The sequence below is a fragment of the Mycobacterium sp. GA-1199 genome (assembly GCF_001500045.1).
In the GTDB taxonomy this organism is placed as follows: Bacteria; Actinomycetota; Actinomycetes; order Mycobacteriales; family Mycobacteriaceae; genus Mycobacterium.
The window spans coordinates 349,495-374,416 of record NZ_LQIX01000001.1; the positions used below are offsets into that span (position 1 = coordinate 349,495).

Genomic DNA, 24,922 nt, shown 5'->3' on the forward strand with positions numbered 1-24,922 from the left:
CTTCTCTGGGGGCCCGTCACAACGGACCCGCGCTTGCCGGTAACCGCTTGTCAGCGGGTACTCAACCTGGTCATCACCCGGGGCACCCCACCGCGGTTGGAGGGTTGCCGACCAGCAAGCCGGGGCTTGTCGCTGGCACTCATGACCGCTGAGAAGCTTATCGCACGTCAGCCGCGTCGTGCCAGCGAGGGATGCCGTCGGCCGGCTACCCGCCAGTAGCGCATCACAGTCCCCCGGCCGGACCCCCTGGCTCACACGAAGCGTCGGGTACGGCGCAATACTGGTAGTCGACTGACCGAGGCCTGACCGATTAGCGAGCCGGGAGAACCCCAACATGACTGCCGAGCAGCCGACCATCATCTACACGCTGACCGACGAGGCGCCGCTGCTGGCGACCTACGCGTTCCTGCCGATCATTCGGACCTTCACCGAACCGGCGGGCATCAACGTCGAGACCAGTGACATCTCGGTGGCCGCACGCATTCTTGCGGAGTTCTCGGACTGCCTCACCGACGAGCAGCGCGTGCCCGACAATTTGGCGCGGCTGGGCGAGCTCACCGAGAAACCGGACACCAACATCATCAAGCTGCCCAACATCAGCGCCTCGGTGCCGCAGCTGCTGGCCGCCATCAAGGAGCTCAAGGCCAAGGGTTACGACCTTCCCGAGTACCCGGGTGAACCGAAGAACGACGAAGAAAAAGAGATCAAGGATCGCTACGCCAAGGTTCTCGGCAGCGCGGTCAACCCCGTTCTGCGCCAAGGTAACTCGGATCGGCGCGCCCCCAAGGCGGTCAAGGAGTACGCCCGCAAGCATCCGCACAGCATGGGCGAGTGGTCGATGGCATCGCGCACGCATGTGGCGACCATGAAGACGGGCGACTTCTACCACGGCGAGAAGTCGATGACGCTCGACAAGAGCCGCAAGGTCAAGATGGTGCTCACCACCAAGAGCGGTGAAACCCTGGTGCTCAAGCCGGAGGTGACCCTCGACGAGGGCGACATCATCGACAGCATGTTCATGAGCCGCAAGGCGCTCTGCGAGTTCTTCGAAGAACAGATCGAGGACGCCTACAAGACCGGCGTGATGTTCTCGCTGCACGTCAAGGCCACGATGATGAAGGTGTCGCACCCGATCGTCTTCGGGCACGCGGTGAAGGTGTTCTACAAGGATGCGTTCGCCAAGCATCAGAAGGTGCTCGACGAGCTCGGCGTGAACGTCAACAACGGCATGTCCGACCTCTACGACAAGATCCAGGCGCTGCCGGCCTCTCAGCGCGAGGAGATCGTCCAGGACATCCACGCCGTGCACGAGAACCGGCCGGAACTGGCGATGGTGGATTCGGCCCGCGGCATCACGAACTTCCACTCACCCAGCGACGTGATCGTCGACGCGTCGATGCCGGCCATGATCCGCCTCGGCGGCAAGATGTACGGCGCCGACGGGCGCACCAAGGACACCAAGGCGGTGAACCCGGAGTCCACGTTCAGCCGGATCTATCAGGAGATGGTCAACTTCTGTAAGACCCATGGGCAGTTCGATCCGACGACCATCGGCACCGTGCCCAACGTCGGGCTGATGGCGCAGAAGGCCGAGGAGTACGGCAGCCACGACAAGACGTTCGAGATCCCCGAGGACGGCGTCGCCGACATCGTCGACGTCGACACCGGTGAGGTGCTGATGACCCAGAACGTCGAGACCGGCGACATCTGGCGTATGCCGGTGGTCAAGGACGCCGCGATCCGCGACTGGGTGAAGTTGGCCGTGACGAGGGCGCGGGCCTCGGACATGACCGCGCTGTTCTGGCTCGACACCGAGCGTCCGCACGAGGTGGAGCTGCGCAAGAAGGTGAAGGAGTACCTCAAGGAGCACGACACCGAGGGCCTACACATCCAGATCATGCCGCAGGTGTGGGCCATGCGGTACACCCTGGAACGGTTGATCCGCGGCCAGGACACCATCGCCGTGACCGGGAACATCCTGCGCGACTACCTGACCGACCTCTTCCCGATCCTGGAGCTGGGCACCAGCGCGAAGATGCTGTCGATCGTGCCGCTGATGGCCGGAGGCGGAATGTACGAGACCGGTGCGGGTGGCTCCGCGCCCAAGCACGTCCACCAGCTGGTCGAGGAGAATCACCTGCGCTGGGATTCGCTCGGCGAGTTCCTTGCTCTGGGAGCGTGTTTCGAGGACATCGGGCGCAAGACCGACAACAAGCGGGCCGTTCTGCTGGGCAAGACGCTGGACTCGGCCATCGGAAAGCTGTTGGACAACAACAAGAGCCCGTCACGTAAGACCGGCGAGCTCGACAATCGGGGCAGCCAGTTCTATCTCGCGATGTACTGGGCGCAGGAGCTCGCCGAGCAGACCGACGACAAGGAACTCGCCGACCACTTCGCAGACCTCGCGAAGTCGTTGGCCGACAACGAAGATGCGATCGTCAACGAACTCGTCGAGGTGCAGGGCGACTCGGTCGACATCGGCGGGTACTACTACCCGGACCCGGAGAAGACCACCGCGGTGATGCGGCCCAGCAAGACGTTGAACTCGGTGCTGGAGGGCGTGACGAGCAAGCCTGTCACAAAGCTCTAGCCGCCGAGCGCCTCCCGGGGCGGCTCGGCGTGGCGGTCGACGAACTCGACGATCAGGTCGGCCACGCGCTGCGGCGCCTCGTACATCGGGATGTGGCCGACGTCGTCGAGGTGCGTGATCTGCGTGCTCGACGGCAGATGCGCGGTGAAGTGGCGGGTGAACCGCGGATGGGGCAGGACCCGGTCCTTCTCGCAGATCACCAGGTGCGTGGGGCACGCGCCCTCGGCCAGTTCCATCAGCCCCGGGGTCAGCAGCGACTTCACCAGCAGCTGGTAGTAGGCCGGGCAGTGGGTGACGTCGTCGATGATGTCGAGGAGGTCGTCGTCGGACAATCGGTCCGGCGTGGCGCTGATCGGGAAGTGCGCCAGCCAGCGCGTGAAGGGGAGCTTGAGCACGCGTTGCCGGAACACCAGCGTGAACACCCACACCGGGAAGCCGGCCAGGAACTTGCCGACGATCTCGAACTTGGCGGGGGTGAACTTGCGCCATCCGCCCGCCGGTGCGATGCCGGTCAGCGTGCGGGCCCGGCCACGGCGCTCCAACTCGAAGGCCACCCAGCCGCCGAGCGAGTTGCCCACGATGTGCGCGGTGTCCCAGCCCAGCGCATCCATCCTGCGTTCGACGTCGTCGGCGAGCTCTTTGGTGTCGAGGAAGCGGTGCCCCTTCACCCCGCCGTTGTGCCCGGGCATCGTCGGGGCCAGCACCTCGTAGCGGCCGGTGTCGGCGATGAGCGGGGCGACCTTCTTCCAAACGTTCTGCGACATCATGAACGGATGTAGCAACACGATGGGCTCGCCTGAGCCGACATGGAGCGGGTCGCGCGGCGATTTTCTAGCCATCAGCCCGACAGTAAAGGTGATACCGCCGGTACCGCAAGTGCGTCGGTATGGTCTGCCGCTGTGACCTCGCTGATCGTCAGCACCATCAACGTCAACGGCATCCGCGCCGCGGTCAAGGAGCGTTCTGCGCAGAACCGAGGGCTGCTGCCGTGGCTGGCGTCGACCACCGCCGACGTGATCTGTCTGCAGGAAACCCGCGCCGACGATGCCCAGCTCGCGGCCGCGTTGGCGCCCGCCCTGGCCGACGGTTGGCGCCTCGCCTCGGCCGAACCGCACATCAAGGGCCGCAGCGGCGTGGCCGTGCTGTCGCGCCACCCGATCTCGGCATCCCGGCTGCTCGAGTCCGACGAGTTCGGCGCGCACGGCCGCTATCTGGAGGTCGACACCGCCGGGGTGACGGTCGCGAGTGTCTACGTCCAGACCGGCGAGGCAGAGACGGACCGCCAGCTCGAGAAGGAACGGTTCATGGCCGAGCTCGCCGCGCGGATGGCGACGCTGACCGACTCCGAGGCCGTCGTGTGCGGCGACTGGAACATCGCCCACACCGAGAACGACATCAAGAACTGGAAGGGCAACCTCAAGAAGTCCGGATTCCTGCCCAGCGAACGGCAGTGGCTCACCGAACTGCTCGCCTCGGGTTGGACCGATGTGGTCCGCGAGTTGCACCCCGACCAGCCGGGTCCGTACGCGTGGTGGTCGTGGCGGGGCCGCGCCTTCGACAACGACGCCGGCTGGCGCATCGACTACCAGTTGGCCACGAAAGCCCTGGCGAAGCGGGCCATCGCCGCCCGTGTGGAGCGCGCCGAAGCGTACGCGCTGCGCTGGTCGGACCACGCTCCGGTGACCGTCGAGTACCGCTCGCGTGGAATGATCGGACGATCATGAGCAGTTCGCCCAAACCCGTCGTCTTCTCCGGTGTCCAACCGACCTCCGACTCGCTGCACCTCGGCAACGCGCTGGGAGCGATCCAGCAGTGGGTCGGCCTTCAAGACGACCGCGACGCGTTCTTCTGCGTGGTGGACCTGCACGCGATCACGATCCCGCAGGACCCCGAACGGTTGCGGCGGCGCACGCTGGTCACCGCCGCGCAATACCTGGCGCTGGGCATCGACCCGGGCCGCAGCACGATCTTCGTGCAGAGCCACGTTCCGGCGCATGCCGAATTGGCTTGGGTGCTAGGCTGTTTCACCGGCTTCGGGCAGGCGTCGCGGATGACGCAGTTCAAGGACAAGTCGCAGAAGGAAGGCAGCGAGGCCACCACCGTGGGGTTGTTCACCTATCCGGTGCTGATGGCCGCCGATGTGCTGTTGTACGACACCGAACTCGTCCCGGTCGGCGAAGACCAACGCCAACACCTGGAATTGGCACGCGATGTGGCGCAACGGGTCAACGCGCGTTTCCCGGACACCTTCGTCATACCCGAGCCGATGATCCCGAAGGCGACGGCCAAGATCTACGACCTGCAGGACCCCACGTCGAAGATGAGCAAATCCGCGGGAACCGAGGCCGGCCTGATCGGCCTGCTCGACGATCCGAAGGCGTCGGCCAAAAAGATCCGCTCGGCCGTCACCGACAGCGACCGCGAAGTGCGTTACGACCCCGACGCCAAACCCGGCGTCTCGAACCTGCTGACCATCCAGTCCGCGGTCACCGGCTCCGACATCGACAAGCTCGTCGAGGGTTACGCGGGTCGCGGATACGGCGACCTCAAGGCGGACACCGCGGAGGCTGTCGTCGAGTTCGTGACACCCATCAAGGAACGGGTCGACGAACTGCTCGCCGATCCCGCCGAATTGGAAGCGATCCTGGCGGTGGGCGCCGGACGGGCCCGCGACGTGTCTGCGACGACACTGCGGCGGGTATATGACCGGTTGGGGTTTCTGCGGCCGGGGGGCTGACGTGGGGAGCCTGGTATGACACCTCCGGGGGAGCCGGAAGAGCCCGACGGTAAGAAGGGGTTCGTCGACCGGCTGCGCGCGCGGCACGAATGGTTCGACCACGTCATGCGGGCCCAGGAGCGCTACAACGACAGCAAGGGCGACTTCTACGCGGCGGGCATCACGTACTTCACGGTCTTCGCGATGTTCCCGCTGTTGATGGTCGGATTCGCCATCGGCGGTTTCATCCTGGTCAGCCAACCCGAACTGCTCGCCGACATTCAGGACCGGATCAGGGCGTCGGTGTCCGGCGACGTCGCCACGCAGCTCGTCGAACTGATGGACTCCGCGATCGAGTCCCGCACTTCGGTCGGGATCATCGGGCTGGCCACCGCGGCATGGGCCGGGCTCGGCTGGATGGCCAACCTGCGCGAGGCGCTGAGCCAGATGTGGGGCCTGATGCGACGCGAGACCCCCGGCTTCGTGCGCACGAAGTTGTCGGATCTGACCGCCATCGCCGGCCTGTTCCTGGCGATCGCGGCCACCATCGCGCTGACCGTGGTGAGTAGCTCTGGAGTGGCCCGCAAGGCCGTCGAATGGGTTGGGCTGGGCGATGTTCCGGGCATGAGCATCCTGCTGCGGGTGATCTCGCTGGCGTTCTCGGTGTTGATCAGCTGGCTGCTGTTCACCTGGATCATCGCGCGGCTGCCCCGCGAATCGATCAGCTTTCGCTCGGCGATGCGGGCCGGGCTGCTCGCGGCGGTCGCGTTCGAGGTCTTCAAACAGGTGGCGTCGATTTACCTGCGCTCGGTGGTGACCGGCCCGGCCGGCGCGACATTCGGTCCGGTTCTCGGCCTGATGGTGTTCGCCTACATCACCGCTCGGCTCATCCTCTTCGCTACGGCGTGGGCGGCCACGTCGATCGAGAACATGGAGGCCGCACCGCTCCCGCCGCCCGGGCTCGCGCAGGTCGCCCCCCGAGTGCAGGTGCGCGAGGGTGTCGGGGTTGGCGGCGTGCTGGGTGCCGCTGCGGCGGGAGCGCTTGGCGCGCTGGGGATTTCGAGGCTACGGCGGCGTCATTGATTCTGGCTGACCAGCTGCAGGCCGACCACGCAGCCGATGATGCCCAGCAGCAGTGCCACTTTGATCGGTGACGCGCTCTCTTCGCCGGTGGCCAGCGCATAGACGACGGTGAGCGCGGCGCCCACGCCCACCCACACCGCGTACCCGGTGCCGACGGGCAGATCCCGCAGGGCGATACCCAAGCCGCCCATCGAGATGATCAGTGCCACAACGAAAACGGTGATCGGAACCGGGCGGGTGAAACCTTCCGACTTGCTCAGGGCGACCGCCCACACAGCTTCGAACGCACCCGAAACTATGAGGATGACCCAGGGCATGGAACAACACCTCCGAAACGCCGTCTTGTCGCTGGCCGGGTACGGCGCCGCTCGTCCGGTGTCGACTGCTGACAGCCCCACCGTAACAAAGCGGTAACGTCGCATCCGTGCCCCTTGCGACGCCCTGGTCCCGCCGCATCGGCCTCGAGGTGCCGATCGTCAACGCGCCGATGGGCGGCACCGCGGGCGGCGTCCTGGCCGCCGCCGTATCCCGTGCGGGCGGCCTCGGCATGGTCGGGATGGGAAGTTCGGCCACCGCCGCGAAGTTGGCGGCCGAACTCCCGCACGTCTCGGAGCTCGGGCGTCCGTTCGGTATCGGGCTGGTGCACTGGGTAACGGCAGCCGAACCGGAACTGTTGGAAATGGCGATCGCCGCGAAGCCCGCGCTGCTGGCCGTCAGCTTCGGCGACGACTGGTCCTGGCTCCGGCAGGCCCACGGCGCCGGCGTATCGGTGGCCGCCCAGGTCGCCGATGTGACCGGTGCGCGGCGGGCGGTCGACGCGGGTGTGGACGTGATCGTCGCGCGCGGGGCGGAGGGCGGCGGGCACGGCGAGGCGCGCATCGGCACCCTGCCGTTGCTCGCGGAGGTGCTCGACGCGGTCACGGTGCCCGTACTGGCCGCCGGGGGTATCTGCACGGGCCGCGGGCTTGCGGCGGTGCTGGCCGCTGGAGCCTCGGGCGCCTGGCTGGGTACGGCGTTCACAACCTGCACCGAAGCGACCACGTCCGATCCCGCCCGCGAGCACCTGCTGCGCGCATCGGGCGAGGATACTGTGACGACGCGCGTCTTCGACATTGCTCTCGATTACCCTTGGCCGACAACGTTTCCCGAACGAGTGCTACGCAACGAGTTCGTCGACCGCTTCGACGGGCGCGAGGACCTCATCGATGCCGACGCGCGCGCCGTACTGGCCGCTGCGGCAGCCGCCGAGGACTACCGGGTGGCGCCCCTCAACGCCGGGCAGGGCGTCGGAATGGTCCGCGAAACGCGCTCCGCGGCCGACGTGGTCGAACGGCTCTGCACCGAGGCGGAGCAGCTGTTGCGCCGCTGGGGCTAGTGCTGCGGGCGCCGGTTCAGCGACCGCGCGCCCATGATCAACGAGAACACGATCACGCTGCCGACCACCGCGACCCCGACCCGCACCGGCATCGCGTCGATGTCCGACATCATCGGGGCCGCGCTGACCGCAGGGTTGGTGCCGTCGGCGCCCGGCTTGGTTCCGAGCAACGACGGGTCGGGCTCGATCAGTGTGCCGACGCTGGTACCCGGCGCCGTGGCGAAGCCGTAGTCGAGCAGATGCGCGGCCTGCTCCCACGGTGCGATCGGCTGGCGGGTGCCCTTGAGGAGCACGGCGACGAGTCGACGGCCGTCGCGGTCCGCGGCGCCGACGAATGTCTGGCCGGCGTCGTCGGTATAGCCGGTCTTACCGCCCATCGCGCCGGGATAGTTGAGCAGTAGCTTGTTGTCGTTCTCGATGGGGTAGCCGACATCGCCGCGGCCGGGGAAGTCGAATGCGCGGGTCAACACGATGTCGCTGAAAACCGGGTTGCGCCAGGCATACCGGTAGAACAGCGCCATGTCGTAGGCCGAGGTGCTCATGCCGGGACCGTCGAGACCGGACGGCGTGGCGACCCGGGTGTCGAGGCCGCCCAACTTGCGGGCCAGGTCGTTGAGCTTGTGCAGCGTGGCGTCCCAGCCGCCCATCTGGCGGGCCAGTGCGAACGCGGCGTCGTTGCCCGAGTACATCAGCAGCCCGTGCAGCAGGTCGTTGATCGAGTAGTGGCCGCCCTCGCCGACCCCGACCTTGGTGCCCTCCTGGGCGGCGTCCTCGGCGGTGCCCGGAACGACCTTGTGCAGCGGCAGCTCCTTGATGGCCGCCATCGCGGTCAACACCTTGATGATGCTCGCGGGCCGGTGCCTGCCGTGCGGATCCTTCGCGGCGATGACGTCGCCGGAGTCGAGGTCGGCTACCAGCCACGCCTCGGCCGAGACGTCGTTCGGCAGTGGCGGAGTGCCCGGCGCGGTGATGACTCCGCAGCCGGAGAGCTTATCGCCGCCCATCGGCGTGGCGGGCACCGGCAACGGTGCGGGCGGCGCCTGACCCGGTTTGGGCACCTCGGATGCGTCGACCGCGGGTGGCGTCACCTCGCGGTACGGGCATGCGCTCGCCTCGGGGGCCGCCGGCGGCTGCGCGCTTGCCACGGCCGGTCCCGCGGCCACGAACAAGGCCGTGGCCAGTACGGCGGCGCGGAGCAGCGGGTTTCGAAACTTCGCCATCGTGACCGCACATTAAGCCGCGAAAGGGCGGATCGCGCGTAGGCGCGCTGTGACTGGTGTTACTTGAGTTTCATTTGTGACTTAGCGGATCGACAGCGACGCGACGTCGACGTGCGCGACGGCGGGGAACCCGATGCTGCCCATCCACAACCGGCCCTCGGCTTCGACCAGACCCGTCACCATGCCGAAGTGCGGATGCTCGCAGCGGATACCCGCGACGACGTCACCGGTGTCCGGATCGAACGCCACCGCCCACACCTCGGGCTTTATCTGGGGCTGCAGCTTGTCGGGCAGCTTCCACAACAGCTTGCGCAACGCCGGCCAGCGCGGTGCGAGCCATTCGGCGGCGGCGTTGAGCGGTGAGACCATCGCGCACCAGATGCGGCCGTCGGCGCCGGTGGACAGGTTGTCGGGATGGCCGGGCAGGTTCTCTCGAAGCGGGGTCACCGACCCGGCTCGCTCGCCGGTGAGCCAGTATTTCGACAGCCCGCGCCCCATCGTCTCGGCGAACACCAACGCCGACCCGTCGGCGGTGGGGGTGACACCGTTGGCGAAGTACAGCCCGGCCACCGCGGTGAGCACGGTGCCGTCGGCGTCGCGGCGGAACAGGCTGCCGCGCGGGCGCGCCTCCATCACCGCGCCCTTGAAGTGGGCGTAGTCGAACGCGCTCGTCGACTCGGTGAAATATATTGTGCCGTCCGGTGATTGGGTGACGTTCGAGCAGAACATCAGCCGCCGGTCGTCGACTTCGGCCACGAGCGTCTCCACCGTTCCGTCGGTGGGGTCGATCGACATCAGGCCGCCGGGGCTGGTGCAGACCAGGATCCGGCCGTCGTGCGCAACGTGCATGCCCAGCGGCCGGCCCTCGGTGGTGGCGACGATGACCGGGTCGCCACCGCCGGGCGCGAGGCGAACGATGCGGCCGTCGTCGAGGCCCGCCCAGATGGAACCCTCGGCGTCGACCACCACGTCCTCGGGCGCGTTGCCGGGCACTCCGACGACGGTCAGGTCGGCCGACGGCAGATCTGGAAGCGGATCGACGGGCGGCGGCTGCCAGCGGACGGGATCGATCGGCGGCTTCTTGGGCTTCGGCTCGGTGGACACGCCGCCAGTCTCGCCGAAATGGCATTCCAGCAGGCAGTTACTCGTACTTTCGCTGCTGGAATGCAATTTCGCGCAAAAGTCAGATGCGGCGGCCGGCCTCGGCGAGCACGTCGCGCATGATCTGGTAGATCGCGTCGAATTCCTTCTGGCCGCTGATCAGAGGCGGGGCCAACTGGACGACCGGATCGCCGCGGTCATCAGCGCGGCAGTACAGGCCGGCCTCGAAGAGTGCGGGGGTCAGGAACCCGCGCAGCATCCGCTCGGACTCCTCGTCGTTGAAGGTCTCCTTGGTGGCTTTGTCCTTGACCAGTTCGATGCCGTAGAAGTAGCCCTCGCCGCGAACGTCGCCGACGATCGGCAGGTCGTACAACTGCTCGAGGGTGGCCCGGAATCTCGGCGCGTTCTCCTTGACGTGGTCGTTGAGCCCCTCGCGTTCGAAGATGTCGAGATTGGCCAGCGCCACCGCCGACGACACCGGATGCCCGCCGAAGGTGTAGCCGTGCGCGAACGTGGTCTTGCCGTCGTTGAACGGCTCGAACAACCGGTCGCTGGCGACCATCGCACCGATCGGCGAGTAGCCGGACGTCAAACCCTTTGCGCAGGTGATGATGTCGGGGACATAGCCGAAGTCGTCACAGGCGAACATCGACCCGATCCGGCCGTATGCGCAGATGACCTCGTCGGACACCAGCAGCACGTCGTACTCGTCGCAGATCTCCCGGACCCGCTCGAAATAGCCTGGCGGCGGCGGGAAGCACCCACCCGCGTTCTGAACCGGTTCGAGGAAGACGGCCGCGACCGTATCGGGGCCCTCGAACTCGATGGCTTCGGCGATGCGGTCGGCGCAGTACTGTCCGAACGCCTTCTCGTCGCCCTGGTACGGCGCGGGGGCCCGATAGAAGTTAGTGTTGGGCACCCGGAATCCGCCCGGTGTCAGCGGCTCGAACGGTGCCTTGAACACCGGCAACCCCGTGATGGCCAGCGCCCCCTGCGGTGTGCCGTGATAGGCGATGGAACGCGAAACCACCTTGTGCTTACCGGGTTTGCCGGTCAGCTTGAAATAGTTCTTGGCGAGTTTCCACGCCGACTCGACGGCCTCGCCGCCACCGGTCGTGAAGAACACCCGGTTCAGATCGCCGGGTGCGTAACCGGCGACGCGTTCGGCGAGCTCGATCGCGGTCGGCGTGGCGTAAGACCACAGCGGGAAGAACGCCAACTGCTCGGCCTGCTTGGCGGCGGCCTCGGCCAGTTCCTGGCGGCCGTGACCGACCTGGACCACGAAAAGCCCTGACAGCCCGTCGATGTAGCTCTTGCCGTTGCTGTCCCAGATCGTGACACCCTCACCGCGTGTGATGATCGGCGGGGTGATGCCGGCGCCGTGCCGGGCGAAGTGACCCCACAGGTGACGGTTGGCTTTCGCGCCGAGGTCGGCCGAAAGGGTTGTAGTCATCGAGTGCCCCAATTGTATTGCTGCTTGACGAGTTTCAGGTAGACGAGTGTCTCGGTGGATATCACTCCCGGCAGCGCTCGGATCTGGGTGTTGAGCAGGTCGAGCAGGTCGTCGTCGTCCTCGCAGACGACCTCGACGATGGCGTCGAAGGACCCGGCGGTGAGCACGACGTAGTCGACGGACTCGATGGCGGCCAGCTTCTCGGCCACCTTGGTCGTGTCGCCGGTGCAGCGGATCCCGATCATCGCCTGGCGGGCGAAACCCAGTTGCATGGGATCGGTGACGGCGACGATCTGCATGACACCGGCGTCGACCATGCGTTGCACCCGCTGCCGGACGGCGGCCTCGGACAACCCGACCGACTTGCCGATGCCCGCGTACGAGCGGCGGCCGTCCTGCTGCAGCTTCTCGATGATCTGCTTGCTCAAGTCGTCGAGGGGAAACGCGGCGCCGGGACGGGACTGGTTGAGTCGGAACGAAACGGGGCCGAGGCCGTGCGTCGCACCCGGAGTAGGCATGCCAGTGATTGTGCACGGAATTCGTCGTCAGAGGCAACCACAGCCATGAAATCACTCGTTCAGGCCCGGCTCGGCTATGGGAAAGCGTAGGGGTCCGTTAGCGTATGGCCATGACTGCGACATCCGTTTCCGCCAGTGTGGCGGGCAGCTGGATCGACGGCGCCGCGGTGGCGACCGGCGGACCCGCCCACCGGGTCACCGACCCCGCGACGGGGCAGGCCGTCGCCGAATACGCGTTGGGCACGCCCGCCGACGTGGACACCGCGGTGGCCTCGGCCCGCGCGGCGTTGACCGAATGGTCCACCGCCACGCCAGCGGACCGCTCGGCGGTCCTGTTCAAGCTGGCGCACCTGGCGGGCGAGGGCGCGGATGCATTGGTCGCCGAGGAGGTCAGCCAGACCGGTAAGCCGGTGCGGCTGGCCGCCGAATTCGACGTCCCCGGCAGCGTCGACAACATCGATTTCTTCGCCGGCGCGGCGCGTCACCTGGAGGGCAAGGCCAGTGCCGAGTATTCCGCCGATCACACCTCGAGCATCCGGCGTGAGGCGGTCGGTGTGGTCGCGACCATCACGCCGTGGAACTATCCGTTGCAGATGGCGGTGTGGAAAGTGTTGCCCGCGTTGGCCGCCGGCTGTTCGGTGGTGATCAAACCGTGTGAGTTGACACCGTTGACCACGTTGACGCTCGCGCGCCTCGCGAAGGAGGCGGGCCTGCCCGACGGCGTCTTCAATGTGGTCACGGGGCTGGGCGGCGAGGTCGGCACGGCGCTGGCAGGCCACCGCGATGTCGACGTCGTGACTTTCACCGGGTCGACGCCCGTGGGCCGCAAGGTGATGGCTGCGGCGGCGGTGCACGGCCACCGGGTGCAGCTCGAGCTCGGCGGCAAGGCGCCGTTCGTGGTGTTCGACGACGCAGATCTCGACGCCGCCGTCCAGGGCGCTGCGGCCGGCGCGCTGATCAACACCGGTCAGGACTGCACGGCGGCGACGCGGGCGATCGTCGCGCGCGAGCTCTACGACGATTTCGTCGCGGGCGTCGCCGAGGTGTTCTCCAAGGTCGTCGTCGGCGACCCACAGGACCCGGACACCGACCTCGGACCGCTGATCTCAATGGCGCACCGGGCGAAGGTGGCCGGCATGGTCGAGCGGGCGCCGGGACAGGGCGGGCGGATCGTCTGCGGCGGGTCGGCCCCCGACCGGCCGGGTTCGTTCTATCTGCCGACCGTGATCGCCGACGTCGACGAGCAGTCCGAGGTGTATCGCGACGAGATCTTCGGACCGGTCCTCACGGTGCGCTCGTTCACCGACGACGACGACGCGCTGCGGCAGGCCAACGACACCACGTATGGCTTGGCGGCCTCAGCGTGGACCCGCGATGTCTACCGCGCGCAGCGGGCGTCGCGGGAGATCAAGGCCGGCTGCGTGTGGATCAACGACCACATCCCGATCATCAGCGAGATGCCGCACGGCGGTGTCGGGGCCTCCGGGTTCGGCAAGGACATGAGCGACTACTCGCTCGAGGAGTACCTCACCGTCAAGCACGTGATGAGTGACATCACCGGGGTGGCCGAAAAAGAGTGGCACCGCACGGTTTTCGCCAAGCGCTAGCCGCTTCGCGCTGCGCCGAGAGTGCTGTTTCTGACGGAATCCGAGCCGAATTCGTCAGAAACCGTAGTCTCGCCGTAGCGTTGGATACGGTCGAGGGCGGCGCGCTGTTGGGCCTTGACCGCTTTTGCCGCGGCGCGGCCACCGGACCGTTTGGCCGACTTGCGCAGGGCGCGGCGCCGGCGTCGCGTCGGCAGCGAATCCAGAACGTCGTCGCCGATGGTGGCGAGTTCGCCGCTGGCGCGACCGGCCTCGATGCGGGCGATCACCCAGCGCCGCTCGTCACGTAGCAACAAGGCCGCGACGATGAGGAAGAACACCAGGCTGCCGAGCATCTTGAGGGGCATCGCCGCCAGCGGACCCGGTGCGTTCCAGGTGAAGTGCAGCAGCGGGCCGCTCAGAAGCAGTCCGAACGCGATTGCCAGCCGCCGCCCGGTCGACCATCGGTCGCGGTCGCGGAACGACGGCAGCAACAGCAGCACGCCCACCGATGTCAGCGCCGTGTAGGTCCAGTGCGCCGGCACGGCGGTGAAGAACCGCACGAGGAGGTTTCCACCCGCACCGGCCATATCTGAGTCGAGGTCCTGCAAGGCGCTGTTCGCCGCGTAGGACAGGTCTTCCATCAGGTCGAAACCGAAACCGACGAACATCCCGACCATCAGCGCATGCGAAATGCGGTTCAACACATGGGCACAAAGCACCAGCACCACCGCCGCGCACAACGCCTTGGAGGCTTCCTCGATGATGGGTGCGGTAAGCGCGGCCTCCCAGTCGGTGAATGTCTCCGGCGCCAGCACCATGCTCCACAGTTGGCCGAGTCCACCGTTGCCGTTCATCGCCATCGCCACCGCTGCGGTGCCGCCCAGTGCGAAGCCCGCCACGAGGGCCTGCGGATAACGCCGCCCACTACGAAACGGGTCGAACCGGAAGATCAGCCACACCATGAACGCGATGAACAGCAGCCATAGCCACGACAGGGCGACGTTGGCGTCGAGCGTCGCGCGGATGACCGGGCCGGAATCGTCGAGCAGCGCGAGCGTTCCGAGAATCAGCGCCACCACGAACACCCAGAACACCGCGGACTCAGGGCGGTACACCACAGGACGCCGTTGCGGCACCGTCTGGGCGCTCACGGCTGTTCCCTTCCGATCGGTGCCACCACGAGGTCCAGCGGCGGTGCGGGCTGGTCGGCTGTCCCCAGGGTCTGAACCCACACGATCACGTCGTCGTCGGCCAGGAAGGCGCATTCGCCCAGCCGGTCCTCGGCGACGAGCTCACACCCCACACCGGTGAGGGTGCCGTCGGCGGTCGTGACGATTTCGCCTGTCATCGCGGCGCTGGAACCGGTGACGCGGTCGGCCCGCATGAGCCGCCGCGCAACCGCGTCGACGTCTCGGCCTCCCCGGTCGAAGACCTGCACGATGACCAGCTCGTCACCGGAGCGGTAGCCGACCCCGTTGCCGAATTCGCGGGCATCCCAGCCCGCAGGGCCGGCGACGGAGATCTCGTTGCCGTCCTCGCTGGTCAGCACCGTCGTCTCGGAACTCGGCTGCCAGGCGTCGTCTTCGACCATTGCCGCGGCGGCCATCGGGATCCCCGGTACCGCAATCAGTCCCGTCGCCAGCAGCAGCGCTGCGCGAATCTCGATCAACGGCGTCCCCTCGATAAGTCCGGCTATGACGGGGTCGAACCTAGCAAGCGACGCACACCGGCGCGGGCACGCCACGCTGGAAGTATTGGCGCACTAGGCTGGTCGAATGACCGCCAGCGCGCGGGTCGACGAGTTCGAGGATTTGCGGCCGCACCTGTTGTCCGTCGCCTACCGGCTCACGGGCACGATGGCCGACGCCGAGGACATCGTGCAGGATGCCTGGTTGCGCTGGAACGGCGCCCACCACGAGTCGATCAATGACCTGCGGGCATGGCTGACGACGGTGGTCAGCCGGTTGGGCTTGGACCGGCTTCGTTCGGCGGCGCACCGGCGCGAAACCTATGTCGGGGAATGGCTTCCGGAGCCGGTCGTCACCGCGCTGGACGGCGATGACCCGTTGGCGTCGGTGGTCGCCGGCGAGGATGCCCGGTTCGCCGCGATGGTGGTGCTCGAACGGCTGAGCCCGGATCAGCGGGTGGCGTTCGTGCTGCACGACGGCTTCTCGGTGCCGTTCGGCGAAGTTGCCGGCGTGCTCGGTGTCAGTGAGGCCGCGGCGCGGCAACTGGCCTCCCGGGCACGCCGTGCCGTCGCGGACGCGCCGCCGCCGGTACCCGATGACACCCACAACGAGGTGGCGGGTGCGCTGATGGCGGCGCTCGCCGACGGTGACATGGAAGCCGTTGTGGCACTGCTTCATCCCGATGTGACCTTCACCGGCGACTCGAACCGCAGGGCGCCGACCGCGCCGCGCGTCATCCATGGACCGGAGAAGGTGGCCCGGTTCCTGTTCGGGCTGGCCCGCCGGTATGGACCGGGCTGGCTCGAGGCGGGTGTGCCTGCGCTGATCAACGGTCAGTTCGGCAGCTGGACGCCGGGATCGCCGGCCCGCGACGGCTATCCGGAGATGATGCCGCGGGTCACCGCGATGACCGTGCGCGACGGCAAGGTCTGCGCGATATGGGATATCGCCAACCCGGACAAGTTCACCGGTTCGCCGCTGAGGTCTCGTCGGTAGCCGTCGTCTCCTCGCGCAAGCGCTCGTCGGAAGCCCACGGAACCCGGCACGCGTCGCCGGAGCCGAAGCCCTGCTCGGTGATGCCCAGCGCCGAGTACATCCGAGCCCGCATGTTCTCGACACCGATCTGATACGTCAGCTCGATCACACCGTCGTCGCCGAACCGCTGGCGAAGGTCGTCGACCTGTTCGTCGGTGATGGTGTGCGGATCGCCGGTCATCGCGTCGGCGTAGGCGATCGCGGCGCGCTCGTCGTCGGAGAACAGCGGCGATGTCGCGTATGCGTCGATGTTCTTGAGGCGGTCGACATCGAGGCCGTCGAGGCGTTGCAGCATCGCGCCGAAGTCGACGCACCACGAGCATCCGACCGTCCGTGCGGCCCAGAACACGGCGAGCTCGCGGACGCTCTTGGGTAGTTTCTTCGACCCCGACTGCAGCATGCCTTCGTGCACGACGTTGGCGATCATCAACCGGGGGTGATGCGCCGCGACGGCGAAGGGCTCGGGGACCTCGCCGAACCGGCGCTTGGCCACCCGGTACAGGAGCTTGGTCAGCAGCGAGGCGCGCTGCGGGGGCAGGGGTTCGATACGTGATGTCGTCATACCGGGTAGACGAGACAGCCCGCCGATGTGTGACAGCCGAATGTGCGACATGGCGTCCGCGCTGGTGACACGATGTCCAAGTGGACGCAGGGCGGGGTCCGGGCGGCACAGCGACCGCCGCGGACCTTCGTTGCGCCGGCTGCGAAGCGCCGCTGGCGGCGACCGCGAAGTTCTGCAGTGAGTGTGGCGCCGCGGTCGTGCAATCCGCCCGATCCGCCGAGTACAAGCACGTGACCGTGTTGTTCGCCGACGTGGTGCGGTCCATGGACATCGCGGCGGCGCTCGGCGCCGAACGGTTGCGCGAGATAATCACCGACCTCGTCGAGCGCTGCGCCGCGGTCATCCGGCGTTACGACGGCACCGTGGACAAGTTCACCGGCGACGGGCTGATGGCGGTGTTCGGCGCGCCCGTAGCGTTGGAGGACCACGCCGCGAGCGCCTGCCTGGCGGCCTTGGGGCTGCAGGAGGAGGCCGAACGCCTAGCGGCCGACGTCGCACGACGCGACGGTGTCGAGCTCCGGTTGCGCGTCGGGCTGAACTCCGGCCGGGTCATCACCGGCGACATGGGTTCCGGTGCATTCGGTTACACCGCGATCGGCGAGCAGGTCGGCATCGCGCAACGCATGGAGGCGGTCGCCGCGCCCGGTGCGGTGATGCTCAGCGAGTCGACGGCGCGGCTGGTCGACGGCGTGGCCGTCCTCGGTGAACCCGAGCGGGTACGGATCAAGGGCGCCGAGGAACCGGTTGCGGCTCACCGACTGATCAGCATCAGTAGGCTCCACCGCCCCGATCGGCGCGACGAATCGCCGTTGGTCGGCCGACGGTGGGAGCTGGCGGCCGCCGAGGGGCTGCTGGAGGGCGCGATCGACGGCCACGGCGCCGTGGTCGGGTTGGTCGGACCGCCGGGTATCGGCAAAAGCCGGCTCGCGCGCGAGGTCGCGGCGCTGGCCGATCGACGGGGCATCGAGGTGATCCGCTCCTTCTGCGAGTCGCACACCAAGCAGGTCCCGTTCCATGCGCTGGCCGCGTTACTCCGGACGGCTACCGGCGTGGAGCGTCTCGACGGTGCCTCCGCGCGTGCCCGGCTCCGCGCTGCCCTCCCCGATGTCGACGCCGAGGACGTGCTGCTGTTCGAGGATCTGTTGGGCATCGGCGAGCCGCATGCCGCGTCGGCGACCATCACCCCGGAGGCCAGGCGGCGGCGGTTGACCGCGATGGTCAACACCTACTGCCTCGCTCGCAAGATTCCTGCGGTGTACGTCATCGAGGATGTGCATTGGATGGACGAGGTCAGCGAGTCGATGCTGGCGGACTTCCTGACGGTGGTCCCTCAGACGCATCTTTTGACGGTGATCACGTATCGACCCGAGTACCAAGGGGTTTTGACGCGGATCCGGGGCGGGCACACCATCGCGCTGGCGCCGCTTCGCGACGCGGACGTGCGCGCGATCGTCGACGCACTGCTCGGCGCCGCCGATTCGGTCGGGGAGCTGCGCGAAACGATTCGCGAACGGGCAGCGGGCAATCCGCTGTTCGCCGAGGAGATGGTGCGCGAACTCGCCGAGCGCGGCGTGCTCGACGGCGAGCCCGGGCGGTTTCGCAACGCGGCAGACGACGCCGGTGTGAGCGTGCCCGCGACTCTGCAGACGACGATCGCGGCGCGCATCGACCGTCTGGACTCGAAAGCGAAGCGCACGCTCTGCGCCGGGGCGGTCGTCGGCGCGGAATTCGGTTTGGATCTCGTGAGTGCGCTCGGGGTCGAACCCGCCGTGGAGGATCTGCTCGATGCGCAGCTCATCGAGCAGATCAGGTTCGGTCGTCGGCCTGAGTTCGTCTTCCGCAATCCGCTGATCCGCACGGTGGCACTCGAGTCGCAGCTGAAATCCGAACGCGCCGAGCTGCATCGGCGCCTGGCGGCCGCAATCGAAGAGCGTAGCCCGGCGGGTGAGAACGCGGCGTTGATCGCCGAACACCTGGAAGCGGCAGGTGATCTGGCAGCGGCGTACAACTGGCACCTGCGAGCGGCCTCCTGGTCGGTACAGCGCGACATCCGAGGCGCGCGGGCGGGTTGGGAGCGCGCCGCGAAAGCCGCCGACGCGTTGCCCGAGGGCGACCCGAACCGCACGGCCCTGCGCATCGTGCCGAAGACGATGCTGTGCATGTCGACCTGGCGAGTCGGCGGTGGCCTGGCCGACACCGGCTTCGAAGAACTCCGGGAACTGTGTGAGGGTTGCGGTGACTACCTGTCGCTGGCGATCGGCATGTACGGCCAGATCGCTTTGCTGAGTTTCCAGCATCGCCACCGCGAAGCTTCCGCGCTGGCGTCCGAGCAATTCGAATTGCTTCAGCGATGCGACGGTGCGGTGAGGGCGCTCGCGTACATCCATGCGGGCGTGATGGCGAAGATACTCGCCGGGGAGGTGCGAGAGGCGCATCACATCGCGGATTGGGCGGCCGGACTGCTCGAGGGTTACACAGGCGCGGACATGAGCGGCGAGCAGGTCAGCTCGGCGCTGGCGACGGCGTTGATCTGGGGTTCGGTCGCCAAATGCGTTCTTGGCGAACCCGATTGGTTGCAGAGCGCACGCCGAAGTGCCACGCTGGAACGTGAAGTTCGCCCGGTTGGGACACTCCTGGTGTTCGTTATCGGAATCGGCTACTCGTTCGGCATGCACACAAAGGCCATCGTTGCCGACGATCGCGTCCTCGCGGACACGGAGGAAGCGGTCCAGAAGGGACGGGAGATCGGCGACGTTCTCGCGCTGGCCACCGCTTGTTCGGCCCTGGGACTGGTTCTCACTTCGCAGCCGACGGAAGCCGAGCGGCGACGCGGATTGGAGGCTCTCCGCGAGTCGTGCGACCTGTACGAGGGCAGTTCCATTTTCTCGCCCGCGGTCGGCGCCAGAGTTCGCATCGCCGAGATCGCCGCCGCTTCAGGCGACCTCGACGACGCCATCGAGGACCTGAGATCGATTGTCAACACGCTAGTGCGAAACGAAGAGAAGCTCTTCTCTGTGGAGGCCATCGCGGTTCTGGTGGAGTCGCTGCTTCGGCGCGGCGGACCCGATGACATCCGGGAGGCGGCCGAGCACATCGACCGGTTCGCGGACATGGCCACCGAACCCGGCGTGGTTGTCAACGAGATCCAGCTGCTGCGCATGCGTGCCCGACTGGCCCGCGCGCAAGGCGACGACAGCGGCTTTCGCGACCTCGTCGAACGCTATCGCGCCCTGGCGGTCGAATTCGGCTTCCGGGGACACATCCAGCTGGCCGACGCGATGCCTCGCTCCTAGCGCGCGAACATCAACGCGCGCTTGAACTCCTGGATGGCGGGGAGGGGTGCGATACGGGTTTCTGTGCGTTCCGATTCGCGGTCAGGTCCGCGGAGCGGTCGCATCGCGCACGTGGTCCACGAGCACGTCGTACATGTGCCGCGTCACGTCGGTGTTGTCGCTTCGGACGTTGTAGCCGTGGTCGACGCCGACGACATCGTGATGGCGCACCAACGAGCCCGCGGCGTCCAGCTTGGCGGCGTACCGGACGCCTTCGTCGTGGAGCATGTCGAGCTCGGTGGTGATGACGACCGCGGGGGCGATCCCGGCGATGTCGTCGGCGTTGGACCCCCACGCCGGCGAGGCGAACCGGTGAGTGCGGTCCTCGCGGCGCGGAATGTAGGCCGTGTCGAAGACCTCGGCCATCCACGGTTTGAGCATGGCGTCACGACCCAGCGGGGAGCGCTTCTCCGCTGCCGGTGTCACCAGGTCCAGCGGCGCATAGTGCAGCACCTGCAGCGCAATCGCCGGGCCCCCTTCTTCGAGGGCCATCCGGCTGACCGCGGCCGACAGGTTGCCGCCGGCGCTCTGTCCGCCGACGCACAACCGGCTGCCATCCCAGTCCCGTTCCTCGGCGGCCGCCCACCGCACCACGTCGAGCAATTGTTGCGCCGCGGTGGGGAACCGGTGGCCGGGCGCGAGTACATAGTCGGTGTTGACGACGACCACCCCGGCGTGCGCGGCCAGGTAGCGACACCACGGGTCGTCCTGCTCCGGATGGCCGGCGACGAAACCACCGCCGTGGATGTTGACGTAGACGCCGGGGCCCGGTGTTGCCGAGGGCGGTGGCCGGTAGATCGTCACCGCGGTGGGTCCGTGCCGGGTCGCGACGACGTCGGTGCTGGTATCGCCCTCGATGTCTCCGAATCGCACGCCCGGCTTCGGTTCGGTGTTGAAGGCTCGGGCGAACAGGCGCGCCACGCCGTCAGCGACGGGCTGCCAGGACAGTATCGACACTGCGCTCCTCTCAGAGGTTGTAGTGGATACAACGGCGAAAGGAGCGCCTTGGTTCGCTATCAGCGCGCGAACATCAGCGCGCGCTTGACCTCCTGGATGGCCTGGGTGACCTGGATGCCGCGCGGGCAGGACTCGGTGCAGTTGAACGTCGTGCGGCAGCGCCACACCCCGTCGACCTCGTTGAGGATGTCGAGCCGCTCGGCGGCGGCTTCGTCGCGGCTGTCGAAGATGAACCGGTGCGCGTTGACGATCGCGGCGGGACCGAAGTACGACCCCTCGCTCCAGTAAATCGGGCAGCTCGTCGTGCAGCAGGCACACAGGATGCACTTGGTGGTGTCGTCGTAGCGGGCCCTGTCGGTCTGGCTCTGAATCCGTTCGCGCGTAGGCGGATTGCCGCTGGTGACCAGGTACGGCTTGATCGCGCGGTAGGCGTCGAAGAACGGCTCCATGTCCACCACGAGGTCCTTCTCCACGGGCAGCCCGCGGATCGGCTCGATGGTGATGGTGAGCTGCTTTTTCGGGTTCTTCGGCAGCATGTCGCGCATCAGCACCTTGCAGGCCAGCCGGTTGACACCGTTGATCCGCATCGCGTCCGAGCCGCACACACCGTGCGCGCACGACCGCCGGAACGTCAATGTGCCGTCCAGGTACCACTTCACGTAGTGCAGCAGGTTGAGCAGCCGGTCGGTCGGCAGGCACGGAACGCGGAAGCTCTGCCAGCCGCCCGAATCGACGTAGGCGTCGGGGTCCTCCGGATTGAACCGCGCGATCTTCAGCGTCACCATCACCGCGCCCTCGGGCACGGGCGGCAGTTCGGGATTCTTGGTCTCGACTTCAGGCGCGATAGTCATTTCTCCTCGCACAAGTGCTCGTCGGGAGTCATTGATCAGTACTTCCGTTCCATCGGCTCATAGCGAGTCTGAACCACGGGCTTGTAGTCCAGCCGGATGTCGGACAGCAGATCCGCACCCTCCTTGTAGGCCATGGTGTGGCGCATGTAGTTGGTGTCGTCACGGTTGGGGTAGTCCTCGCGGGCATGTCCGCCGCGAGACTCCTTGCGGTTCAACGCCCCAACGACGGTGACCTCGGCGAGCTCGAGCAGGAAGCCGAGCTCGATCGCCTCGAGCAGGTCGCTGTTGTAGCGCTTGCCCTTGTCGTGCACCGTGATTCGCGAGTAACGCTCCTTGAGCGCGTGGATGTCGGTGAGCGCCTGTTTGAGGGTCTCCTCGGTGCGGAACACCGCGGCGTTGTTGTCCATCGACTGCTGCAGAGCGCCGCGGATGTCGGCGACGCGCTCGTTGCCGTGCTCGGAGAGGATGTCGCCGACCCAGTCGACCACCATGCCCGCCGGATTCTGCGGGAGGGGGACATGGTCATGCCCCAGTGCGTAGTTGGCCGCGGCGATGCCCGCGCGACGGCCGAACACGTTGATGTCCAGCAACGAGTTGGTGCCCAGGCGGTTTGCGCCGTGGACGGACACGCACGCGCATTCACCCGCGGCGTAGAGCCCGGGGATGATCGTCGTGTTGTCGCGCAGCACCTGGCCGTTGACGTTGGTCGGGATGCCGCCCATCACGTAGTGACACGTCGGGTAGACCGGCACCAGGTCCTTGACCGGGTCGACACCCAGATAGGTGCGGGCGAATTCGGTGATGTCGGGCAGCTTCGCCTCGAGCACGTCCTCGCCGAGGTGGCGCACGTCGATGTAGACGTAGTCCTTGTTCGGCCCCGCACCGCGGCCCTCGAGCACCTCGAGCACCATCGACCTGGCGACGATGTCGCGCGGTGCCAGGTCGACGATCGTCGGCGCGTAGCGCTCCATGAAGCGCTCGCCATCACCGTTCAACAACCGGCCGCCCTCGCCGCGGACCGCCTCGGAGATCAGGATGCCGAGGCCGGCCAGACCGGTCGGATGGAACTGGTGAAACTCCATGTCCTCCAGCGGAAGTCCCTTGCGGAAGACGATGCCCAGACCGTCCCCGGTCAAGGTGTGCGCGTTGGAGGTCGTCTTGTACATCCGCCCCGACCCGCCGGTGGCGAACACGATGGCCTTGGCGTGGAAGACGTGGATGTCGCCGGTGGCCAGCTCATAGGCGATGACGCCGGTGGCCACCGGCCCGGCCTGCGTCTCGGTGATCGCGATGTCCAGCGCGTAGAACTCGTTGAAGAACTCGACGTCGTGCTTGACGCAGTTCTGGTACAGCGTCTGCAGGATCATGTGGCCGGTGCGGTCGGCGGCGTAACACGCCCGGCGCACCGGAGCCTTGCCGTGGTCGCGCGTGTGCCCGCCGAAACGGCGCTGGTCGATGCGTCCCTCGGGGGTGCGGTTGAACGGCATCCCCATCTTCTCGAGGTCCAGCACCGCGTCGATGGCTTCCCTGCACATGATCTCGACCGCGTCCTGGTCGGCGAGGTAGTCGCCGCCCTTGACCGTGTCGAAGGTGTGCCACTCCCAGTTGTCCTCTTCGACGTTGGCCAGCGCGGCGCACATGCCGCCCTGGGCCGCGCCGGTGTGGCTGCGCGTCGGGTACAGCTTCGTCAGCACCGCGGTGCGGGCCCGCGGACCCGCCTCCACCGCTGCGCGCATACCGGCGCCGCCCGCACCGACGATCACGACGTCGTAGCGATGTTCAAGAATCATGTGAAGTTCACCCTCATGAGATGTTCGCGTCGAAGGTCACCAGCACGTAGCTGCCCAACACCAGCGTGAATCCCGTCGCCAGCAGCAACACCGAGTTCAGCCAGAATTTCGTGGTGTTCTTGCGCGCGTAGTCGCCGATGATGGTCCGCAGGCCGTTGGCTCCGTGCAGTTGGGCCAGCCACAGCAGCGCCATGTCCCAGATCTGCCAGAACGGCGACGCCCAGCGCTGGGCGACGTAGTTGAAGTCGATGCGGTAGACCCCGTCCTCCCACATCAACATCACGAACAGGTGGCCGAGCGCCAAAAAGACCAGCGCGACGCCCGAGAACCGCATGAACAGCCAGGCGTACTTCTCGAAGTAGGGGATGCCGCGCGGACGCCGTGGTGCTCGCGGGTGGTCCAGGCCGGCCGGCCTGTCGTGTTCTTTCTGCATCACCGGGGCGATGCGGCCCTCGCGGTGGTGCGGCGTCCAGGCTCCCGAGGGGCCACCGGCTGGCGCGCTCACAGGAAACGCTCCGCCATGTGCATGCCGATGACGCCCAGCGACGGGATGAAGATGGCCAGGAAGACGCCGACGACGATCCAGAGCATCACCCGCTGATAGCGCGCGCCGTGCTGCCAGAAGTCGATGAGAATCACCCGAACGCCGTTGAGGGCGTGGTAGAGGACGGCGACGACCAGCCCGATCTCCATCAGTCCGATCAGCGGAGTCTTGTAGGTCTCGATGACCTCGTTATAGGCCTGCGGGCTGACCCGCACCAGCGCCGTGTCGAGCACGTGAACGAACAAGAAGAAGAAGATCGTCGCACCGGTGATGCGGTGTAGGACCCACGACCACATTCCGGGATCCCCGCGGTAGAGGGTTCGCCTGCGCGACGGTCGCGATCGTGGAGCGGCTGGGCTCTCGGGTGTCGCAGTACTCATCTGGCCTCCAACGCCTTCGGTGGACGATTGGGCTTCGGAGCTGCACCGGGTGGCAGGTTCCTTCCTGGCGGTCGGTTCCGGTTGGCGCACTTCACCCAAACCTCAGCGGCGACTCTAAACCCAGTCGTACTGCTAAACGAA

At 67.2% G+C, this 24,922-nt stretch carries 21 protein-coding genes, 1 pseudogene and 2 riboswitches; of the genes and pseudogenes, 8 read left to right on the top strand and 14 right to left on the bottom strand.

What is annotated here, in order from left to right; all coding sequences use genetic code 11:
* Positions 1-24: 24 nt before the first annotated feature.
* A riboswitch (SAM riboswitch) is annotated at positions 25-147 on the bottom strand.
* A gap of 187 nt (positions 148-334) precedes the next feature.
* Positions 335-2,590 (top strand): NADP-dependent isocitrate dehydrogenase, encoded by a 2,256-nt coding sequence (locus AU198_RS01700; RefSeq protein ID WP_064345717.1) that lies wholly within the window; start codon positions 335-337, stop codon positions 2,588-2,590.
* On the opposite strand, the gene ephH is transcribed toward AU198_RS01700, so the two are convergent.
* Entirely contained in the window at positions 2,587-3,429 is an 843-nt protein-coding gene (ephH, locus tag AU198_RS01705) for an epoxide hydrolase EphH (protein WP_064345718.1), read from the bottom strand. The genes AU198_RS01700 and ephH overlap by 4 nt on opposite strands.
* Before the next feature lie 69 nt (positions 3,430-3,498).
* Between ephH and AU198_RS01710 the strand changes: the two genes are divergently transcribed.
* Genes AU198_RS01710 through yhjD form a run of 3 tightly spaced genes read left to right on the top strand, consistent with a single transcriptional unit; the run spans position 3,499 to position 6,389 of the window.
* Complete coding sequence (locus AU198_RS01710; RefSeq protein WP_064346005.1) at positions 3,499-4,314, top strand: exodeoxyribonuclease III; 816 nt, start codon at positions 3,499-3,501, stop codon at positions 4,312-4,314.
* On the top strand, positions 4,311-5,327 hold the full coding sequence (gene trpS / locus AU198_RS01715; RefSeq protein WP_064345719.1) for a tryptophan--tRNA ligase: 1,017 nt from the start codon (positions 4,311-4,313) through the stop codon (positions 5,325-5,327). Before AU198_RS01710 ends, trpS begins: the two co-directional genes overlap by 4 nt.
* A gap of 15 nt (positions 5,328-5,342) precedes the next feature.
* Entirely contained in the window at positions 5,343-6,389 is a 1,047-nt protein-coding gene (gene yhjD / locus AU198_RS01720; RefSeq protein ID WP_064345720.1) for an inner membrane protein YhjD, read from the top strand.
* Here the strand turns inward: yhjD and AU198_RS01725 are convergent.
* Positions 6,383-6,706, bottom strand: coding sequence for a DMT family transporter (locus tag AU198_RS01725; protein WP_064345721.1), 324 nt, complete (start codon positions 6,704-6,706; stop codon positions 6,383-6,385). The two genes, yhjD and AU198_RS01725, sit on opposite strands and share 7 nt — an antisense overlap.
* 14 nt (positions 6,707-6,720) lie before the next feature.
* Positions 6,721-6,788: riboswitch (guanidine-III (ykkC-III) riboswitch) on the bottom strand.
* Between the two features lie 25 nt (positions 6,789-6,813).
* Here AU198_RS01725 and AU198_RS01730 point away from each other — a divergent pair.
* Positions 6,814-7,764, top strand: a complete 951-nt coding sequence (locus AU198_RS01730) for an NAD(P)H-dependent flavin oxidoreductase (RefSeq protein WP_064345722.1) — start codon at positions 6,814-6,816, stop codon at positions 7,762-7,764.
* Here AU198_RS01730 and AU198_RS01735 read toward each other — a convergent pair.
* The 4 genes from AU198_RS01735 to AU198_RS01750 all read right to left on the bottom strand — a co-directional run bounded on the left by AU198_RS01735 (position 7,761) and on the right by AU198_RS01750 (position 12,056).
* Positions 7,761-8,984 (bottom strand): D-alanyl-D-alanine carboxypeptidase family protein, encoded by a 1,224-nt coding sequence (locus AU198_RS01735; RefSeq protein WP_064345723.1) that lies wholly within the window; start codon positions 8,982-8,984, stop codon positions 7,761-7,763. The two genes, AU198_RS01730 and AU198_RS01735, sit on opposite strands and share 4 nt — an antisense overlap.
* A gap of 81 nt (positions 8,985-9,065) precedes the next feature.
* On the bottom strand, positions 9,066-10,088 hold the full coding sequence (locus AU198_RS01740; protein ID WP_064345724.1) for an SMP-30/gluconolactonase/LRE family protein: 1,023 nt from the start codon (positions 10,086-10,088) through the stop codon (positions 9,066-9,068).
* Between the two features lie 79 nt (positions 10,089-10,167).
* Positions 10,168-11,538 (bottom strand): aspartate aminotransferase family protein, encoded by a 1,371-nt coding sequence (locus tag AU198_RS01745; protein WP_064345725.1) that lies wholly within the window; start codon positions 11,536-11,538, stop codon positions 10,168-10,170.
* Positions 11,535-12,056: an Lrp/AsnC family transcriptional regulator gene (locus AU198_RS01750; protein WP_064345726.1), complete on the bottom strand. Its 522-nt coding sequence runs from the start codon at positions 12,054-12,056 to the stop codon at positions 11,535-11,537. The genes AU198_RS01745 and AU198_RS01750 overlap by 4 nt, the downstream gene beginning before the upstream one ends.
* A 110-nt stretch (positions 12,057-12,166) precedes the next feature.
* Here AU198_RS01750 and AU198_RS01755 point away from each other — a divergent pair, with 110 nt between their 5' ends.
* Positions 12,167-13,663 (top strand): gamma-aminobutyraldehyde dehydrogenase, encoded by a 1,497-nt coding sequence (locus AU198_RS01755; RefSeq protein ID WP_082690836.1) that lies wholly within the window; start codon positions 12,167-12,169, stop codon positions 13,661-13,663.
* Here the strand turns inward: AU198_RS01755 and AU198_RS01760 are convergent.
* Positions 13,660-14,793 (bottom strand): PrsW family intramembrane metalloprotease, encoded by a 1,134-nt coding sequence (locus tag AU198_RS01760; RefSeq protein ID WP_231744537.1) that lies wholly within the window; start codon positions 14,791-14,793, stop codon positions 13,660-13,662. The genes AU198_RS01755 and AU198_RS01760 overlap by 4 nt on opposite strands.
* The gene (locus AU198_RS26045) at positions 14,790-15,311 is read right to left on the bottom strand and encodes a hypothetical protein (protein ID WP_064345728.1); all 522 of its coding nucleotides are present in this window, start codon (positions 15,309-15,311) and stop codon (positions 14,790-14,792) included. Before AU198_RS26045 ends, AU198_RS01760 begins: the two co-directional genes overlap by 4 nt.
* Positions 15,312-15,417: 106 nt before the next feature.
* Between AU198_RS26045 and AU198_RS01770 the strand changes: the two genes are divergently transcribed.
* The gene (locus AU198_RS01770) at positions 15,418-16,326 is read left to right on the top strand and encodes a sigma-70 family RNA polymerase sigma factor (RefSeq protein WP_064345729.1); all 909 of its coding nucleotides are present in this window, start codon (positions 15,418-15,420) and stop codon (positions 16,324-16,326) included.
* Here the strand turns inward: AU198_RS01770 and AU198_RS01775 are convergent.
* A pseudogene (locus tag AU198_RS01775) lies at positions 16,295-16,960 on the bottom strand (carboxymuconolactone decarboxylase family protein); the annotation flags it as partial. The gene AU198_RS01770 and the pseudogene AU198_RS01775 overlap by 32 nt on opposite strands.
* A gap of 47 nt (positions 16,961-17,007) precedes the next feature.
* Between AU198_RS01775 and AU198_RS01780 the strand changes: the two are divergent.
* Positions 17,008-20,220, top strand: a complete 3,213-nt coding sequence (locus AU198_RS01780; RefSeq protein ID WP_231744538.1) for an ATP-binding protein — start codon at positions 17,008-17,010, stop codon at positions 20,218-20,220.
* 81 nt (positions 20,221-20,301) lie between these two features.
* On the opposite strand, the gene AU198_RS01785 is transcribed toward AU198_RS01780, so the two are convergent.
* From AU198_RS01785 to sdhC, 5 genes are all read right to left on the bottom strand, one after another.
* The gene (locus tag AU198_RS01785; protein ID WP_064346007.1) at positions 20,302-21,132 is read right to left on the bottom strand and encodes an alpha/beta hydrolase; all 831 of its coding nucleotides are present in this window, start codon (positions 21,130-21,132) and stop codon (positions 20,302-20,304) included.
* A 143-nt stretch (positions 21,133-21,275) separates the two neighbouring features.
* Positions 21,276-22,067: a succinate dehydrogenase iron-sulfur subunit gene (locus AU198_RS01790; protein ID WP_064345731.1), complete on the bottom strand. Its 792-nt coding sequence runs from the start codon at positions 22,065-22,067 to the stop codon at positions 21,276-21,278.
* Between the two features lie 35 nt (positions 22,068-22,102).
* A complete protein-coding gene (sdhA, locus tag AU198_RS01795; protein WP_064345732.1) occupies positions 22,103-23,857 on the bottom strand; it encodes a succinate dehydrogenase flavoprotein subunit in 1,755 nt (584 codons plus the stop codon).
* Between the two features lie 13 nt (positions 23,858-23,870).
* Complete coding sequence (locus AU198_RS01800; protein ID WP_197415986.1) at positions 23,871-24,362, bottom strand: succinate dehydrogenase hydrophobic membrane anchor subunit; 492 nt, start codon at positions 24,360-24,362, stop codon at positions 23,871-23,873.
* Positions 24,359-24,781 carry a succinate dehydrogenase, cytochrome b556 subunit gene (sdhC, locus tag AU198_RS01805; RefSeq protein WP_082690813.1) on the bottom strand — a complete coding sequence of 141 codons (423 nt, stop codon included), beginning with the start codon at positions 24,779-24,781 and terminating at the stop codon, positions 24,359-24,361. The genes AU198_RS01800 and sdhC overlap by 4 nt, the downstream gene beginning before the upstream one ends.
* Positions 24,782-24,922 lie beyond the last annotated feature (141 nt).